This window comes from Candidatus Aminicenantes bacterium (assembly GCA_011049425.1).
Taxonomy (GTDB): domain Bacteria; phylum Acidobacteriota; class Aminicenantia; order UBA2199; family UBA2199; genus UBA876.
The window spans coordinates 21,589-37,501 of sequence record DSBM01000001.1 but is presented as its reverse complement, the minus strand read 5'-3'; the positions used below and the strand labels follow the sequence as shown (position 1 = coordinate 37,501).

Sequence of the window (15,913 nt, the reverse complement as noted above, 5' to 3'; positions counted from 1 at the left end):
GTCCTCCTTACTTGATGATGCGCGGGGTGATAAAGATCAGCAGTTCCCGCTTGTCGCCGCTCACGGAGCGGTTGCGGAACAGGCCGCCCAGGATGGGAATCTTGCTCAACAGCGGCACGCCCTCGCGCGTTTCCGAGTTTTCCACCCGGTACAAGCCGCCGATGGCGATGGTCTGGCCGTCGGGCACGCTGATGGTGGTGGCGGTGGACTGGGTGATGATGGGGGGAATGCCGTTGACCAGGTTGGCGAAGTCGGCCGCGTTGTTCTGGATGTCCAGGGTGCAGATCACGTCACCGCGGGCGGTGATCTGGGGCGTGACCTTCAACTCCAGGGCCGCGGGCTGGAAGCGCACGGTGACGGTGTTGTTCTGGATGGTCTGCACCGGGATCTGCCGTCCCTGGGTGATGGTGGCTTCCATATTGTTCTGGGTAGTGGTGCGGGGTGATGAGATGATCTTGACCTTGCCTTTCCTCTGCAGCGCCGAAATGGCCATGTCGAGGCGGAAGGTGTTGGCCACGTTGCCGAAGGAAAACACCGTGCCGCTGGTGCGGCCCTGGGCCGGCAGGTTGATGGCGTAGCCGCCCAGGGGATTGTTGCTCATGCCCGGGTTCTGGATATTGGATATCTCGTTGCCCTGCAATTGGATCGAATTAGGGAAACTCAGGGAAGTCTGGTTGCCGTAGGCGGCGTCGGCCACCATGTTGTAGCCCCATTGCACGCCGAAGGCCTCGGCGGAATTGACATTGGACTCGATGATGCGCGCCTCGATGGAGACCTGGGGCGTGGCCTCGTCGAGGGTGTCGATGAGCCGGTCCAGCAACTGGATGCGGCCCGGCACCTCGGAAATGATCATGGTGTTGGTGCGGTCGTCCACCAGGATGGATCCCCTGGGGGTCAGTTGCGGGTTGAGGATCTTGAGGATGTCATTGGCCTTGGCGTAGCTGAGCTGGCGCGTAAACACTTCCAGGTCTTCTTCCTCGATCTGGGCGTCCTTCAGCTTGCGCCGGTTCTGGGCCTCGCGCGCCAGCACTTCGATGCGGCCCACGCGCAGGATATTGCCTTCCAGCACCATGTCCAGGCCGTTGATCTTGAGAAAGATTTCCAGGGCCTGGTCCCAGGGAACCCCGATGAGTTCGCTGGTGACGCGGCCGGACACGCCGGGGTCCATCACCAGGTTCAAGCCCACGATGCCGGCAATGGCCTTGAGCACGTTCTTGAGGTCCGCGTCCTTGAACACGAAGTTCATGGGCTGGCCGGTGTACTCTTTGCGCCCCGTTTCGATGGTTTTGCGCAGGTACTGGGTCTGGCCCTGCGTGGAGCCTTCCCCGGGCTGAATTTGGGATTCGGCCTGGGGCGGAGTTTCGGGCGGGGGGGCGACGTCGGCTTTTTCGCGGCCGAAGAACTCGTCCGCCCGCGCCACCGGTTCGGTGGTAAATTCATTGTCGCCGTCGATCTCCAGGCGGATGGGCGGAGGCGCCGGTTGGGCCGGGGTTTCCCTGGTTTCAGAAGCCGGTTCAACAGCCGTGGGCTGCGGGGCGGGAGTATCGGCGGGATTGCTTTGCGCCTCGCGGGCGCGCTTGGCCTCGGCGATCACGGCCCGGGGCGCCGGCAAGCGCTTGCTGTCAAAAAAGGCCACGTTCAGGCGTCCCTTGTCGTAGGTGACGCTGTAGTCTTTCATGACTTCCAGGTCGAATACCAGCCGGAAAACCCCGGGGCGGTTGTAGGCCCCGCGCAGGCGCTTGACGTTCAAATGATCCACGTCGCGCGCCAGGTTCTGCGCCTTTACGTTGAAAAGGTCGATGGCCAGCCGCGCCGGGGGCTCGGGAATGGGAATGACCTTGTATTGGGCTTCATCGCTCAACTGGAAGGCGAAGCGCAGTGATTCGGGATCCTTTTCCGCCACGCGAAAACTCTTCAGCACGACTGAATGCGCCGAAGCAACTTGTTGCGCAGGCGGATCCGCCGCAGCGGTATTCCGCGAAGACGGGGCAACCGCGACAATGTGTTCAGCAGGATGCGGGAACTCGATAAACAACCCCCGGGTGTTGGTAAACACGCGGTAATTGACCCGCTGCTTGAGACGGATCTCCACCCGGGTGCCATTGCCTTCGCGGCTCATGCTCACGGTATCGATGATGCGGGAATCGAACTGCAATTTGTTTGGATTGGTTCCGGGAGAGACGTCGGGGATGCGCATCACAATATGGGTGTAATTGCCGCTCTGCGGATAAAAGAGGTCGGGAATGGGGATCATCTTCCCGGTCTTGAAGTGGAGTTGAACAAAGTCCTCTCCGGCCAGGTACTCCACGTCCGCGATGGTTACCCCGGCATGCAGCCAGGCAACGGCGCAGAGCACCACTAATATCCTTGTGATTCGGATTGTCTGCCTCATTTTATGCCCTCCTCCTCATCCGGGTTTAGGCGCTTTTCAATGATTTTTTCCTTGCTTCCACCCAGGGCCACGGTCAGGATCTTTTTAAAGACCACGGTAAAACGATCGATGCTGATGAGTTCACCGTCGTATACCTTCTGACCCACCGACACGATGTAGGGAAGGCCGTCCGGTCCTTTGAGCAGGGCCTTGTATTTGTCTTCGTAAAAAAAAGTTCCCTCAAGGTCGAGCTCGTCGATCATCAAGCCTTCAATGCCCTCAATGGCTTCGCGGGAATTCTTGATGTTCTTGCCGCGCAGCAGATCCCAGAAAGGATCGCGTCTGCCCATGGGTTTGTAGATATAATCAGCGGATGACAGGTCATCCTCCACGGCGGTTACATCTTCAACCGTTGCCTGCCGGACCTCAGCGGCCGCCTTATCCTGGTCCTGGGCGTTCACGTCCATTGCCGTCAGCAACAGCAACATGACCGCACACACAATGACTGAGCCTTTGGAATGCATTTGCTTATCTCCTGCGACGCCCGGGCTTGGGCGGGGGGGCTTCCCGGTACAGGTAGGTGGTGGCGTTGAAACTGACGTTGATGGTGTGTTCGGCCGTCATCTTGTTGAAGGGGCGGATGCTCAGGTTATTGACCGTAAAGATCTTCTGCAGTTTGGACAACTGGTCGAAAAAGATGCCCAGGTTGTGGTAATTTCCTTCCAGGGTAATGGCGATGGGCGCCGCTATGTAAACAGACTGCGGCTTCTCCTGCATGACGGTAAAGCGGATGATGTCCAGGCGGGCGTTGGAAATAATAGACTGGATCTTTTTCAGGATCTGGCTGATCTCTTTCTTTTCCGGAAGGATGGCTTTCAACTTTTCCAACACCTGTTTCTTGTTTTCCAGTTCTTCCTGAATCTGGGCCATCTTGCTCTGCTTGCGTTCCGCCTTACGGATCTCGTCTTCCACTTGCGCAAGTTCGATTTCGATGTTTTCCAGGCGCGTGGACTCGGGCGAATAATAGGAAAAGTAGAATATGCCCACAAAAATCAGGCCGATAAGCAAAAACACTCCCAATTGACCGTACCAGGGTAAACTTTGCAGATCCATGTTAACCCGCCTTTTTGGGTATTTCCTTGCGGAACCGGCACACGATTTTAAATTTAAAGATATCCAGCCCCGCCTGCTTGGCCTTGACCGAAGTTTTGAGTTCGATATTGTAAAAGTGGTTGGTGCTTTGCAAATTGTTGATCAGGTCCGCGACCAGGTTGTTGGACAAGGCGTTTCCATCGATGTCAACGGAGTTGCCGTTGAAATTCAAGCGCGTCAGCCAAACCCAGTCGGGCAAAGCCCGGGAGAGGTGGTCCATCATCATGACCGCGACGTTCTGACTGTCCTTGAGTTCGCTGATAATGCGCACTTTGCGGTCCAGGTCCTGTTTGGTTTTTTCCAATTGCTCCAGGGTTTTCAATACCCCGTCCAATTCGACTTTGCGCGCTTTGCGCTCGGCCAGGGTTCGCTCCCGGCCGGCAATGCGGCCGGACTGGATAAAATAGAGGGAACCGATAATGGCCAGGGTGGCGACCAGGGCGCCGATGGCCACGGGAATGTTTAACTGGGGCGTGCGTTCCTCTTCAACCAGTCCTGAAGCTTCCCCAACCCCTGCCATCTCCTTTTTTCCCGGACTTAACAGGTTGACCTTGATCATTTCTTTTCTCCCACAGCCCTGAGGGCGAGGCCCATGGCCACATTGAACACGGGAGCCATATCCTTGATGAAATCCAGGTCGAACTTTTTGGGATTGATCTCGATGCTGTTGAAGGGGTTGGCGATCTCTATGGGGATATCAAATGCCTGCGAAAAGAAATCGGTGATCGATTCCAGGTTGGCGGTTCCGCCGCTGAGCAGGATATTGTCGATGCGACCCTCGGTGGTATTGGAGCGGTAAAACTCAAAGGTTTTGCGGATCTCAGTCTGCAATTCGTTGAACACCAGGTTGACCACGGGTTTCACCGCGGCGGGAGAAACCCCCTCCACGGGGCGACCCTTCTTGACGGATTCCGCCTTTTCGTACTTGAGCGACAACTCTTTCTGGAGGTTGTCGGTGAACTGGTTGCCGCCGAAAGCGATATCCCGCACGAACACGGGGTAACCACCGCGTGTGATCACCACGTTGGTGACCGAAGAACCGATGTTGATTATGGCCACGCTGCGATCCACGTACATTTCGTAATTGGTCAGCACGCTGTTGAGAATGGCGAAAGAATCCAGGTCCACAATGGCGGGTTCCTTTTCCGCAATGGTGACCACGTTGATGTAATCGTTCAGTTTCTCTTTGCGCACCGCGGCCAGGATGACACCTACGCGATCCGGGCTTATATCCGGAGATTCAATCATTTCGTAGTCGATATTGACCTCTTCGGGGGTAAAGGGGATGTGGGGACGGGCCTCCCAGATGATGTGTTCATGCATTTCATTGGGGCTCAGCCGCTGGACTTCAATGCGCTTGACGATCACGGAGCTTCCGGACACGCCAAAGGAAAGCCGCCTGGCCCGGGTTTTGCTCTCGTAGAATATGTGCTGGATGGCATCCACCACCGCGGTGGAGTCCATGATACTGCCCTCCACGATCGACTGGAACGGTACGGGTTCATAGCCCAGGGATTCCAGCTCATATACGACGCTCTTACCCTTTTTGCGGGGCTTCAGCTCCACCAGCTTCAAGGCGAACGAGCCGATATCAAGCCCCACAATCCGCTTGGATTTCATTACGTCTAAAAATGCCATTCCCTTCTCCGTCCGCTTATTCCGCCACGTCTAATCAATGCAGTAGCATAGGGTTTTTCAATTGTCAAGTTTTGGCCGGGTTTTTTACTGGAATATCGGTCATGTTTGCATTCAGAAAATGTAAAAAGGCCGAATCCGGCTACAGAGGGTCGGAATTTGTTTAATGCCGTTATTACAGCGTTTTTTTGCCTTTTCGCTTTTGTCCGCATGCACTCGGGACAACCCCGATACCGGCGGGAACAAAGCGGCGTTTTTTTCAATATTTTTTTATTTTTTTCGGCAAAAATACCTTGAAAACCGCCTGCCAGTCAGCCGATGGCGTTTGTGCTATAATGCCTCCATGCGCCTGCCCGACCTCTTTTACGGCATCGCTTTCCTGGTGGGGCTTCCCTTCTGGATGCCGCGCCTGCTGCGCAATGATCAACGCCGTCATCTGGGGCAACGCCTTGCTCCGGCCACTCCGCCCGTCAGGGAGGGCTGCATCTGGGTTCACGCGGTTTCCGTTGGCGAAGTGCGGGGCATCGCCGACCTTCTTCTCCAGGTGCGGAACACCTTCGCCATACCCGTAATTCTGACCGTCGCCACCCTGTCGGGATACCGCTGGGCCCGCAGGTCGCTTACCGGCATCACCGTGATCCCCGCTCCCCTGGATTTCAGTTTCGTGATCGAACGTTTTCTGAAACAGCTCTCGCCCCGCCTGTTGCTGCTCAACGAGCTGGAGGTATGGCCCAACTGGACCCGCCTGGCGCGCCGCCGGGCTGTCCCCGTGGTGGTGGTCAACGCACGCATATCTGATCGTGCTTTCCGGCGCTATCGCCGTTTTCGTTGCCTGTTGGCTGCCAGTTTCCGGCGGCCGAATTCCTGGCTGCTTCAGTCAGCCACCCATGTTCAACGTTTCGTTGATCTGGGTGTGCCCCCGGAACGGATCCACGTCTGCGGCAACATCAAGGCGGATCAGGCATTGACCGCTGCCGGTGCCCTGCCGTCCCGGCAGGCCGTATTCGCCCACCTGCATGCGCGCGAGCCGCGAAAGCCCTTGGTGGTGCTGGCAAGCACACACACTGAAGACGAGTCGCTGCTGTTTCCGGCCCTGGCCGCCATGGACTCACCCCCGGCGGTGATACTGGTACCCCGACACCCTGGTCGTGTTGCCGCCATTTGCCTGCGCCTGGAAAAACTGGGTTTGCCCTTCGCCGTATGGAGCCATGCCGCGGCCGTGGACCTGGATCGCGGCATCCTGGTTTACGACCGCATCGGCTACCTTTTGCCCATCATGTCCATCGCGGACCAGGTTTTTATGGGCGGCACGTTTTCATCCCGCACCGGGGGACACAACCTGTATGAGCCCGCCGCATTGGCCAAACCCATCTGGGGAGGACCGCATTGGGACAACTTTCCGGAAGTGGGCCGGGCCTTGAACGAAGCCGGAGCTTATCGCGTGGCCGGTGATGCCGCGGCGATCGCGGACGCCTTGACCCGCACCGGCGACCGCGAGGCGGGCGAGCGAGCCCGGGAGGTGGTGGAAACCTTGCGCGGCACGACCACCCGCATCCTGGACGAAACAAGGCGATGGATCGAATCCTGAACACCCTGGCCCTACCGGCCTCTTTTGTCTACAAGGCCGCTGCGTGGATGCAGCGACGCCTCCGGGCCCGCCATGCCGTGTCCCCCGGGGGAATTTTCGTGATCTCCGTGGATGGAATCGCTTTCGGCGGCAGCGGCAAGACCCCCATGGTGATCCGGGTGGGGGGGGAACTACGGCGGTTGGGAATCTCCTTCGCGGTTGTTACCCGGGGATACGGTTCCAGGCTGGAGAAGCGGGGCGGCCTCCTGGATCCCTCTTGCCACGGACCCGCCGACGTCGGCGACGAGGCCTGCCTGATCCAACGACATCTGCCGGAAACACCCGTCTGGGTGGGCCGGCGGCGCCTTGCTTCCCTGGAAGCGGCTGCGCGCGAAAAGATTCCGGTGGCGATACTGGACGACGGTTTCCAGTCCACCCATATCCGTCGGGACCTAACCATCATGCTGGATGACCCGGATCGCCACTGGAGCCGGTTGCGCCATTTCCCCCGACTCATGCGCGAGGCCGACCTGTGCCTGGTGCGGACCGCTGCCCGGCGCCCTCCCAGGGTACCCGCCCACGCCACGTTCCGCTTCGTAATCACGGGGTTTTTTGACGCCGAGGGAAACCGCCGCGACATCAAGGATGAAACCGTTTTCGGCTTTTCCGCCCTGGGAGACAATCACCGTTTCCAAGAAGACCTGTCCGCCTTCAACCTGCGGGGGTTTTGCGCCTATCGCGATCATTATGCATATCAGGCAACGGACCTGCTCGGACTGGAACGCCGCAGGCGCGCGTCCGGGGCGGACTTCCTGGTATGCACGGAAAAAGACTTTATCAAGGCCGCGCCCCTGGCAGCGGCGGACACACCTTTGCTTTACGCCGCCAATGGGGTACAATTAGACATGGATCTGGGCAATTTCCTGCGGCGACATGTCCCCAAATAAGCACAGACATTTCCGGGAATACCTTTTTTTCCGCCTCTTTACCGTGGCCGTGCGCCTGACACCGAAATTTCTGCGTGATGTGGACGCATCCGCGTTGTCCTACCTGTTCCGGCGCTTCAGTCGCCGCCATCACCAGCAGGTGGTACACAACCTGGAACTGGCTTTCCCCCATTGGCCCGGGGCCCGGCGCCGAAGCCTTCAAACCCGGATCTACAGCCACTTCAGCCGCGTGCTGGTGGACCTGGCCGCCATGATGGCATCTCCTGCGCCGGAGAAAAAACTGCGAAAACTGAAAATCAGCGGTGCCCACCACCTAAAGCAGGCCCTGGCACGGGGCAGGGGCGCGGTGGTGTTTTCCGCTCACCTGGGCCATTGGGAACTTTTGCCCGGCGGGATCCGGCAAATCACCAGCGCTCCCGTGGTAACGATCGCCCGTCCCCTGGACAACCGCCGCATCGACCGCCGAATACGTGAATTCCGCCAACGCATGGGATCGCGCCTGGTCGACAAACGCGGCGCCATGCGCTCCATACTGAAAGCCCTGGACAAAGAGGAAACCGTGCTGATGCTCATCGATCAGAACGCAGTGGTTCGGGAAGGGGTCTTCGTGGATTTTTTCAATCAACCGGCCTGTACGATCACCTCGGCGGCACAGATGCGCTTGCGGCGGGAAACACCTCTCATACCGGCTTTCCTCACACTGAGGGATCAGGAACCTGCATTGGAATTTCGCCCCGCCATCGATTTTTCGCCCACAGGCGACCGTGATCACGATATCGCGACTTTGACCCAGCAGTGCACGCATGAAATTGAAGCCGCTGTGCGCCGCACGCCCGAACAGTGGTTCTGGTTTCACAACCGCTGGAAAACCCGCCCCAAAGGAGACAAGCATGAATCGCATGAACCGCGGCGCCGACGAGTTGCGCCCCATTCGCATTGAAACCAACTACCTCAAGGATGTTCCCGGCGCCGTGCTGGTTGAACATGGAGATACCCGGGTCCTGTGCGCGGCCACGTTGGAGAGCCGCGTGCCCTTCTTTTTACGTGATTCCGGCAAAGGCTGGATCCATGCCGAATACGGCATGCTGCCCGCTTCGGTGGGATCACCCCGGCTCAACCGGGAACGGCAGCGTTCCCATAACCGCCACATCGAGATTCAGCGTTTTATCGGCCGCTCATTGCGCTGCGTGTTCGACCTGGCCGCCATCAACGGTTTTACCATCCACATCGACGCCGATGTGCTCCAGGCCGACGGCGGCACCCGCTGCGCGGCGGTAAACGGCGGTTTTATCGCGCTTTCCCATGCCCTGCGCCACCTGGTATTTGAAAACATGATCCGTGAACTTCCCCCCATCACCCCCATAGCGGCGGTATCGGTCGGCATCCTTGACGGCGGCGTGCTGGTGGACCTGGATCAACGCGAAGACGCGGCCGCGGATGCCGACATCAACCTGGTGATCAGTGACAGCGACGAGATCGTGCAACTGGGGGTATTCGCCGAAGAAAAACGCGTTTCCCGCACCCTGTTCAACCAGGCATTGGACAAGGGCATGGCCGCCGGCCGCGAAATCCTGGAACTCCTGAAGACCTTTTTGTAAACATTGGGTAGGGGCGAAAAATTTTTCGCCCGTATACCTGTCAATCGCTCCTCGCCACTGGCCCGATTTCCCATTTCCGTGTATTCCGTGTTTTCCGTGGTTTGGTTGAGAATCCGGAACCGCCCTACCTTCTACAGGGCGGCCACGGAGGGCCGCCCCTACACCACCTGCCACTTGCCTTCCTGCCACCTGTCACCTTTTTTCAACTTCTTCCCTTTTATGCCCGAAAGGGTACTTCAACTCTCCAACTTTGCATTAATGACGTTTGCGCAGCATGCAAATGACATGAGCGAAGGGATTAAGGACAAGGTTACCTCAATGATAAGAGCATCCAAATGACCTGCGCGTTTTTGTTTTGAATTTTGAACATTGGGATTTTGAATTTGTTTGGGATTTCGGATTTGGGATTTTTTTTGGTTCATGGGCGACCGGCCGGTCGCCCCTACATTCAACTTTCCAACTCTTCTTTAAGCCCGTCATACATCTCGAGCAACGCGTGGGGCACGACCCGGGTATCCGCCAGTACGGGCAGGAAGTTGGTGTCTCCCTGCCAGCGGGGAACAATATGCAGGTGGATATGCTCCGTGATGCCCGCCCCGGCCACCGCCCCCATGTTGATGCCGATGTTGAACCCCCCGGGGAACATGAGTGACTTCATGACCCGGATCAAGCGCTTGCTGATTTGAATCATCTCAAGCATCTCTGCGTCTTTGAGCGCGTCCAACTCCGCTACATGGTGGTAGGGCACGACCATCAGGTGGCCGGAGTTGTATGGGTAACGGTTCATGACCACGCCGCAGGTGTCGCCACGCAACAGGACGAGGTTCTCCCGGTCGTTCTTTTCTTCAAAAATCCGGCAGAACAGGCACCCGCCCTCACGTGGACGGGAAACATACTCACAACGCCAGGGGGCCCATATCGAATTCTTGCGGCTCATCCATCCTCCTTTTCCTGTTCTGACTGCAAGCGCTTTTTCCCATTCTACCGCCTTACCCGCTGAATCTCAAATGGATCAAGGGGGAAACAGTTCCTGACGTTTTCACATTTCAGCCATGTTGCCGGTATAATTGACTTTTCAACAGAAAACAAGCAGGCATTCAGCGCTTTTGTTTTCCACTTCAGACTTTCAGTTCTGGTCTTTTGCTGTTTTTGCTGGTGGAGAATCCCGGCGTGTGCCCTGCGACTTGCCGGCCGAAAGGTTACGGGGCGCACGGCGTCATGATGGAAAATCGACAGGATAACGGGCAGGTGCCTATTTTTTAATACGGATCTCCACCCGGCGGTTTTTCTGCCGCCCTTCAGGGTCGTCCGAGCCGTCGGGACGGGAATTGGGTGCCACGGGTTCACTTTCGCCTTTGCCCGTTGTTTCGATTTGAGAAGCGTCCACTCCGCCTTTCTTTACCAGCCATGTCTTTACGGATTCGGCGCGCTTTTTTGAGAGCTCCATATTGTAGGATTCGGATCCTTTGGAGTCGGTGTGGCCGGTGATGGTCACCGGAAGGTCGTAATCGCGAACAATGCCGCTCACCTTCCGCAAGGCTTTTCCCGCGTCTGCGCGGATCTCCCATTGATCGAAATCAAAAAGAACATCGCTTTCGAGTTGGATGACATATTCGGTTTCAGTTTCCTTTGCTCCAAGATCATTCAGAGCGCTTCTGATCTTTTGCATGCGGCCGCTGAATCCGCGTATGATGCCTTCGATGGTGAGAACTTTGAAATCCAGGCGCAGAGCCCCCCGTTCGGGTCCAAGGCGCTTCAAGGCTTTCTCGGCTTCGGCCTGGGCGCCGGGTGGTATCACCACTTCAGTTTCATCCGGCATTGAAACCGCGCCCGCGTCCAGGAAAAAGGCTCCCCAGAAAACAAGAATCACAAACCCGATCAAAACGGGAAAAAAGAGTGAGGTATTCGCGGTTGATTTTGAATAAGGCATCATTTCAACGGAATGTCTTCAAATGGGAAAAAACCGGGGATGGAAATCACAACGGTTTCCGGGTCATCAGCCGGAACCGGGAATTTGATCCAAAAACCCTTGAAACCGCCTGCCTCAATAACAAAGCGGAAGCGACCGCCTTCCAGGTCTCTGTCTTTGGGCCCAGCGACAAAGAGGCCCTCCGAGTCCTTGAGAGGGAAGTATTTTTTCTGATTGGACTCGTCGACGATGTAGCAGTCTTTAAAATAGATCTGAAGCTTGGGACTGTTTTCGCCCTCATTCCGGAATTTGAATCGAAGGGTCAGAACATCGTTCTTGATATTGATATTGGTCAAATCAGCAGCGACTCCTTCCCAGGTATCGCTGCCCTGGGTTTGAACAACGCCCCCGGCCGCAATGGAAAGAACGGCCGTGGCTGCCAGCATTGCGAAGAAAATCAGAATTAATTTGCGTATCATGGCTCTTTTTCCTCCTTCCTGAGCAAAAACAAACTTGCCCCCATGAGTTTAATCTAGGGCCACGAGATTAAAATGTCAACCAAACCCGACCGCAAAGAAACGGGGCTCGAATGCCATATGGTTCTGCCCGGTTTCAGTACACCAGGGGAGGCGCCTCGTCCGTCTTCTTTAGATTCTGATGCTTTTCAGGATGGCCTCGTACGTTTCTTTATATTGGTGAAAGGAATCCTTGGGCGCCCGAAGAATAAAGAAGTTGAGAAAAGGTATGTCGAACATCGGATTCTTTTCCTGGATAAACAGGCCGACGCTCCGGTATGCGCCCTTTTCCCAGCCGCAGGTGGCGCCGTTCATGCCTCCGATTTTAATCATTTTTAAGTCTTGCGGGTCGGTCCCGATGCTCGTCTTGATTCCTTCAACCAGATCGGAGCTGTTCAACATCGTCGGAGGTCTGGCACCCTGAGTAAGATTGTGATCCGGCGGGCGGGTACTGCCGACTTCGGTCGCAGGGCACCAGACGTCGAATTGCCGGTGTTTTTTCCAGTCCCCGGGAATGACAAGAATGAATTGATCCACTTTCACCTCTTTGCCGCCCTTGATCGAACTGCTGACCGCCTTTGATTGGGCCGTTTCAGCCTTTTGAGGCACCGTGTACCGGGATTGATCCGTTGCCTGAATGTTTTCCGTATCCTCTGCCGGACCGTTATTCGTGCAGGCCAAGGGAACCAGTAGAAAAGCAGCAATGAGTGGCAATGTAAAAAAAACGACTCTTCTTTTCATGGAAATTCTCCTCTTTTGATTTTTTCTATTTTACTAATCCATCCATTTTTTCGCAACCCTCTCCATGGGGCCGGTGCGGCAATGATCGGGTTGCACATGGGTCCCCCTGATTACAACGGCTTGGTGCTGGTGGAGTTGTGCCGCGAACAGATATACTCGTCAAGTCAGCGCGTTGACGGAGAACAACTGAAAGCCTGGAAAACCGGGGGCACCTTATCACTCTATTTCCCCAGTTTCAGTATCCTGATCGCCCCCCTTACCACAACCAGAAATACGATGGTGCCCACAACCAGGTCGGGATATTTCGATCGGGTGAGCAAAACCAGAATCCCCGCAAGGATAACACCTGAATTAATGATGACATCGTTCTGAGTAAAAATCATGCTGGCTTTCATGTGGACTTCCCGGCTTTTTGACTGCTGGAGCAGGTATAGACAAACGGCGTTGGCAATGAGGGCCAGAACAGATACCCCGATCATTAACCTGAAATCCGGAAATTCTTCTACACCTATCCACCTCCGGATAACTTCCAGCAAACCGATACCGGCAAGAGCCAGTTGCAAATACCCACTTAGTGTGGCTACTTTCTTTTTGCGGGCAACGGCAGCCCTCACCGCCCACAAGCTCAGCCCGTAAACAACAGCATCGGCAAGCATGTCGAGCGAATCGGCGACCAACCCCATGGAACCGGATATAAATCCGGCGACGATTTCAATGACAAAAAAAGCCAGGTTGATCAGCAAAACTGTCCACAATATCCCGGCCTGGCCTGTCTTGCTTTCGATACTGAGGTCAGACTCGTCCGCTTTGATTGTTTTTACCAGATTCGCCCCAAGCTTCAGGCTTTCCAGTCGTTGTGTGATTTCCGTGTTTTTGCCGGAATGAAAGACATTCAGACTGCGTTTTTCCAGATCGAATTCCAATTGATGGATGCCTTCAACATCATCCAGGTTCATGCGGATAAGGCTCTCTTCCGAAGGGCAATCCATCTTTGAGATATTGTATGTTGATTTCTGCATTAATATTTTTCCAGAATACCAGCGTTCGCGGATTAATGGGTTAAAAACCGTCCCCACATATTCAGACCCTTAAGCGGAAAAAACAACGACGGCATTCACGCAATTGATTATAGCTTTCCGGTTTGGCGTCTGTCAAAACCCAACCCAACTCAGGACCCGCTTATCACTGGACTTTTCGTTCTGGAGAAGGTAGAAGGTCTCGGGAGCACTCGTAGAAGGTAGGGGACTTGGGAGGACTCGTAGGAGGTAGAAGGTAGGAGCGCTCGGGAGCACTTGTAGGAGGTAGAAGGTAGATGGCTGGGGAGGATTTGTAGGGGGTAGGGGGCTTGGGAGCACTCGTAGGAGGTAGAAGGTAGGGGATCTCGGGAGTATCTGCAGGAATATCAAAAGATCCGGGTTGTTGTTTTTACTTTCGACTTTCAACTACCTGTCTCCTGCCACCTTTTTCAAATCCCAAACTCCAAATCCGAAATCCCAAACAAATTCAAATGACCCAAAAAAAATAAAACAAGTTGAGGGAGTTGAGAGAGTTGAGGGTGGGAAAAACAAGGGCCGAAAAATTTTTCGCCCGTACACCTGACTCCCCTCAGTGTTCTGCCTTCTACGTTCTACAGGGCGGTTCGCGAAGCGCTCCTTGCCTGACACCTGGTACCTGACACCTCTCCAACTTTCCAACTTCATCCCCATGGGGGATGAGATTCGGAGGGGGTGGGATTACTCGCGGCCCTTTACGGGCCCGCTCGCCTTCGGCTCCTTCGCTACGCTCAGTCGTGCTGATTCGCGCTCATCACGCGAATCAGTCGAACCCAATCGGGTGGGTTCTCATCCCACCCCGGGTTTGCTTTTTCTCTCCAACTTTCCGACTCTCCAACTTTCCAACTTCATCCCCATGGGGGATGAGATTCGGAGGGGGTGGGATTCGAACCCACGGACCCGGTAAAGGGTCAACGGTTTTCGAGACCGCCCCGTTCAACCGCTCCGGCACCCCTCCGTACTTTAAAAAAATCCCTGACAATCTTTGAACACTGCGCGCGCAGGCAACCGCCTTCAAGCAACACGGCGTGGTTGAACACCGCGGCCACCCGCTCCAGGGCTCCGGTCGACACCACCCCGGTTTTGGGGTCATGCGCGCCGAATACCAGGCGCTCGATGCGGGCATGCACCATGGCGGCGTAACACATCAGGCAGGGCTCGAGGGTAACGTAAACGCAAACCCCGCTAAGCCGGTAATTGCCGAGATGACGGGCCGCACGGCGCAGGATTTTCATTTCCGCGTGGGCCGTGGGATCGCAATCGCTGATTGCGGCGTTGCGGCCGCGGGCGATAATCAGCCCGTCTTTTACAGCCACGGCCCCGACAGGCACTTCTCCGTCGGCTGCAGCCTTTTCAGCTTCGCGCAGGGCCTCCCGCATAAACAAGTCGTCTGAATCGGTCATGACCAATCGAGTGCCGCAAAACGGTGATATTCTAACCCAGTTTGCGCCGCCTGGCAAGTTGGTCCAGCCGCAAACGGATGCTGAAACGCACATCAGGGGTGGAATCAAAGGGCGCCAGGTCTTCCTGGAATCGCAACTCCACCCCGCGCAACAGCCGCACCCCCAACAGGATCTGCCAGCCCGGATGCGACTGGTCACCCGAACGAAAAGGAGAGGACCTGCGGATCATTCCCGCCCGGAACCAGCCCAACCTCGCCCAGGCCTCGGCCAGAAAAATCCGGGGCGTGATCGAAACATCCCCGAGCCAGGCAGGGGCGTCAAAGAATGCCATATGCCCGGCCAGGCCCAACGCGATGTTTCCCCGCCGCCACTGCAGCCAGCCGCCGGCGATCAGGGCGGGACGACCCGAAAGCAGTCCGGGAGAAGCGGCCAAAGATGCCTGTATCGCCAGGCGTGCGCCCAGGCGGAACTCACGCCCAGGCGCCAGGGTGGAGGAAAGGGCGAGAGTGACGGGTCCGGTGACTCCCGCGGAACGCTCTCTTTCAAAAACACCCTGGAGTTTGTAATCCACCCGGTTGCGGGCGTAAATCGGGCGGCCGTTGTCCGGCAACCCGAACGCGTCATGAAAATTCTCGATTATGCCGTCCATCCAGCCGCCATGAATCCCCGACCAGCGCGAATACATTTCCAGGGTAAGGGAGCGAAAGATCCCCACCCTGAGCGCCAGAGTTACCTCCAGGGATTCCAGATCACTGACAAGACTCCCATCCGGGCTGAACATGAACACGTTGCCGGCGGACAAGGTCAGGGTGGAGGTCAACCGCCCCCTTTCCAGCCACTCGGCTTCTTCATCGAAAGGGAAAGAAGCCAGTGCTTGTACCAGGGGAAATCCGGGATCGGCCGCCGGTGCGGCGACAGGAAGGAACGTAAGCAACAGTACTGAGATAACCGACAAACGCGTGATCATGGCGACCCCTCCGGGCGGAATGGAGAACCATTATACCATTCAGGCGGGCCGCCACA

At 56.4% G+C, this 15,913-nt stretch carries 16 protein-coding genes and 1 tRNA gene; 4 read left to right on the top strand and 13 right to left on the bottom strand.

The window, feature by feature from the left end; genetic code table 11:
• Positions 1-7: 7 nt before the first annotated feature.
• The 5 genes from pilQ to pilM are packed head-to-tail and all read right to left on the bottom strand — an operon-like array spanning position 8 to position 5,161.
• A complete protein-coding gene (gene pilQ, locus ENN40_00170; GenBank protein HDP93766.1) occupies positions 8-2,392 on the bottom strand; it encodes a type IV pilus secretin PilQ in 2,385 nt (794 codons plus the stop codon).
• Positions 2,389-2,895, bottom strand: a complete 507-nt coding sequence (locus ENN40_00165; protein ID HDP93765.1) for a hypothetical protein — start codon at positions 2,893-2,895, stop codon at positions 2,389-2,391. Before ENN40_00165 ends, pilQ begins: the two co-directional genes overlap by 4 nt.
• A gap of 4 nt (positions 2,896-2,899) precedes the next feature.
• Complete coding sequence (locus ENN40_00160; protein ID HDP93764.1) at positions 2,900-3,484, bottom strand: hypothetical protein; 585 nt, start codon at positions 3,482-3,484, stop codon at positions 2,900-2,902.
• Position 3,485: 1 nt separating this feature from the next.
• A complete protein-coding gene (locus ENN40_00155) occupies positions 3,486-4,082 on the bottom strand; it encodes a hypothetical protein (protein ID HDP93763.1) in 597 nt (198 codons plus the stop codon).
• A complete protein-coding gene (gene pilM, locus ENN40_00150) occupies positions 4,079-5,161 on the bottom strand; it encodes a type IV pilus assembly protein PilM (GenBank protein HDP93762.1) in 1,083 nt (360 codons plus the stop codon). The genes ENN40_00155 and pilM overlap by 4 nt, the downstream gene beginning before the upstream one ends.
• 163 nt (positions 5,162-5,324) lie before the next feature.
• Between pilM and ENN40_00145 the strand changes: the two genes are divergently transcribed.
• Genes ENN40_00145 through ENN40_00130 form a run of 4 tightly spaced genes read left to right on the top strand, consistent with a single transcriptional unit; the run spans position 5,325 to position 9,270 of the window.
• Entirely contained in the window at positions 5,325-6,746 is a 1,422-nt protein-coding gene (locus ENN40_00145) for a hypothetical protein (GenBank protein HDP93761.1), read from the top strand.
• Positions 6,731-7,672 (top strand): tetraacyldisaccharide 4'-kinase, encoded by a 942-nt coding sequence (gene lpxK / locus ENN40_00140; protein HDP93760.1) that lies wholly within the window; start codon positions 6,731-6,733, stop codon positions 7,670-7,672. Before ENN40_00145 ends, lpxK begins: the two co-directional genes overlap by 16 nt.
• A complete protein-coding gene (locus tag ENN40_00135) occupies positions 7,659-8,612 on the top strand; it encodes a hypothetical protein (GenBank protein ID HDP93759.1) in 954 nt (317 codons plus the stop codon). The genes lpxK and ENN40_00135 overlap by 14 nt, the downstream gene beginning before the upstream one ends.
• A complete protein-coding gene (locus ENN40_00130) occupies positions 8,476-9,270 on the top strand; it encodes a ribonuclease PH (GenBank protein ID HDP93758.1) in 795 nt (264 codons plus the stop codon). Before ENN40_00135 ends, ENN40_00130 begins: the two co-directional genes overlap by 137 nt.
• A gap of 448 nt (positions 9,271-9,718) precedes the next feature.
• Here the strand turns inward: ENN40_00130 and ENN40_00125 are convergent, their stop codons facing one another.
• From ENN40_00125 to ENN40_00090, 8 genes are all read right to left on the bottom strand, one after another.
• Positions 9,719-10,207 (bottom strand): HIT domain-containing protein, encoded by a 489-nt coding sequence (locus tag ENN40_00125; protein ID HDP93757.1) that lies wholly within the window; start codon positions 10,205-10,207, stop codon positions 9,719-9,721.
• Positions 10,208-10,522: 315 nt separating this feature from the next.
• Positions 10,523-11,203: an OmpA family protein gene (locus ENN40_00120; GenBank protein HDP93756.1), complete on the bottom strand. Its 681-nt coding sequence runs from the start codon at positions 11,201-11,203 to the stop codon at positions 10,523-10,525.
• Complete coding sequence (locus ENN40_00115) at positions 11,200-11,658, bottom strand: hypothetical protein (protein HDP93755.1); 459 nt, start codon at positions 11,656-11,658, stop codon at positions 11,200-11,202. The genes ENN40_00120 and ENN40_00115 overlap by 4 nt, the downstream gene beginning before the upstream one ends.
• 168 nt (positions 11,659-11,826) lie before the next feature.
• A complete protein-coding gene (locus ENN40_00110; GenBank protein ID HDP93754.1) occupies positions 11,827-12,435 on the bottom strand; it encodes a hypothetical protein in 609 nt (202 codons plus the stop codon).
• A gap of 221 nt (positions 12,436-12,656) precedes the next feature.
• Positions 12,657-13,454 (bottom strand): cation transporter, encoded by a 798-nt coding sequence (locus ENN40_00105; GenBank protein HDP93753.1) that lies wholly within the window; start codon positions 13,452-13,454, stop codon positions 12,657-12,659.
• A gap of 904 nt (positions 13,455-14,358) precedes the next feature.
• Positions 14,359-14,445, bottom strand: a tRNA-Ser gene (locus ENN40_00100).
• A complete protein-coding gene (locus ENN40_00095) occupies positions 14,399-14,890 on the bottom strand; it encodes a nucleoside deaminase (protein HDP93752.1) in 492 nt (163 codons plus the stop codon). The genes ENN40_00100 and ENN40_00095 overlap by 47 nt, the downstream gene beginning before the upstream one ends.
• 31 nt (positions 14,891-14,921) lie before the next feature.
• A complete protein-coding gene (locus tag ENN40_00090) occupies positions 14,922-15,857 on the bottom strand; it encodes a DUF3187 family protein (GenBank protein HDP93751.1) in 936 nt (311 codons plus the stop codon).
• Between the last annotated feature and the right edge of the window lie 56 nt (positions 15,858-15,913).

Excerpts from the sequence above, each read along its gene's own strand:
- ENN40_00120 (HDP93756.1), bottom strand. The coding sequence starts at position 11,203 with ATGATGCCTTATTCAAAATCAACCGCGAATACCTCACTCTTTTTTCCC.
- ENN40_00105 (HDP93753.1), bottom strand. The coding sequence starts at position 13,454 with ATGCAGAAATCAACATACAATATCTCAAAGATGGATTGCCCTTCGGAA.
- pilM (HDP93762.1), bottom strand. The coding sequence starts at position 5,161 with ATGGCATTTTTAGACGTAATGAAATCCAAGCGGATTGTGGGGCTTGAT.
- ENN40_00115 (HDP93755.1), bottom strand. The coding sequence starts at position 11,658 with ATGATACGCAAATTAATTCTGATTTTCTTCGCAATGCTGGCAGCCACG.
- ENN40_00160 (HDP93764.1), bottom strand. The coding sequence starts at position 3,484 with ATGGATCTGCAAAGTTTACCCTGGTACGGTCAATTGGGAGTGTTTTTG.
- ENN40_00155 (HDP93763.1), bottom strand. The coding sequence starts at position 4,082 with ATGATCAAGGTCAACCTGTTAAGTCCGGGAAAAAAGGAGATGGCAGGG.
- ENN40_00090 (HDP93751.1), bottom strand. The coding sequence starts at position 15,857 with ATGATCACGCGTTTGTCGGTTATCTCAGTACTGTTGCTTACGTTCCTT.
- ENN40_00145 (HDP93761.1), top strand. The coding sequence starts at position 5,325 with ATGCCGTTATTACAGCGTTTTTTTGCCTTTTCGCTTTTGTCCGCATGC.
- ENN40_00130 (HDP93758.1), top strand. The coding sequence starts at position 8,476 with ATGAAATTGAAGCCGCTGTGCGCCGCACGCCCGAACAGTGGTTCTGGT.
- ENN40_00095 (HDP93752.1), bottom strand. The coding sequence starts at position 14,890 with ATGACCGATTCAGACGACTTGTTTATGCGGGAGGCCCTGCGCGAAGCT.
- pilQ (HDP93766.1), bottom strand. The coding sequence starts at position 2,392 with ATGAGGCAGACAATCCGAATCACAAGGATATTAGTGGTGCTCTGCGCC.
- ENN40_00165 (HDP93765.1), bottom strand. The coding sequence starts at position 2,895 with ATGCATTCCAAAGGCTCAGTCATTGTGTGTGCGGTCATGTTGCTGTTG.
- ENN40_00125 (HDP93757.1), bottom strand. The coding sequence starts at position 10,207 with ATGAGCCGCAAGAATTCGATATGGGCCCCCTGGCGTTGTGAGTATGTT.
- ENN40_00135 (HDP93759.1), top strand. The coding sequence starts at position 7,659 with ATGTCCCCAAATAAGCACAGACATTTCCGGGAATACCTTTTTTTCCGC.
- lpxK (HDP93760.1), top strand. The coding sequence starts at position 6,731 with ATGGATCGAATCCTGAACACCCTGGCCCTACCGGCCTCTTTTGTCTAC.
- ENN40_00110 (HDP93754.1), bottom strand. The coding sequence starts at position 12,435 with ATGAAAAGAAGAGTCGTTTTTTTTACATTGCCACTCATTGCTGCTTTT.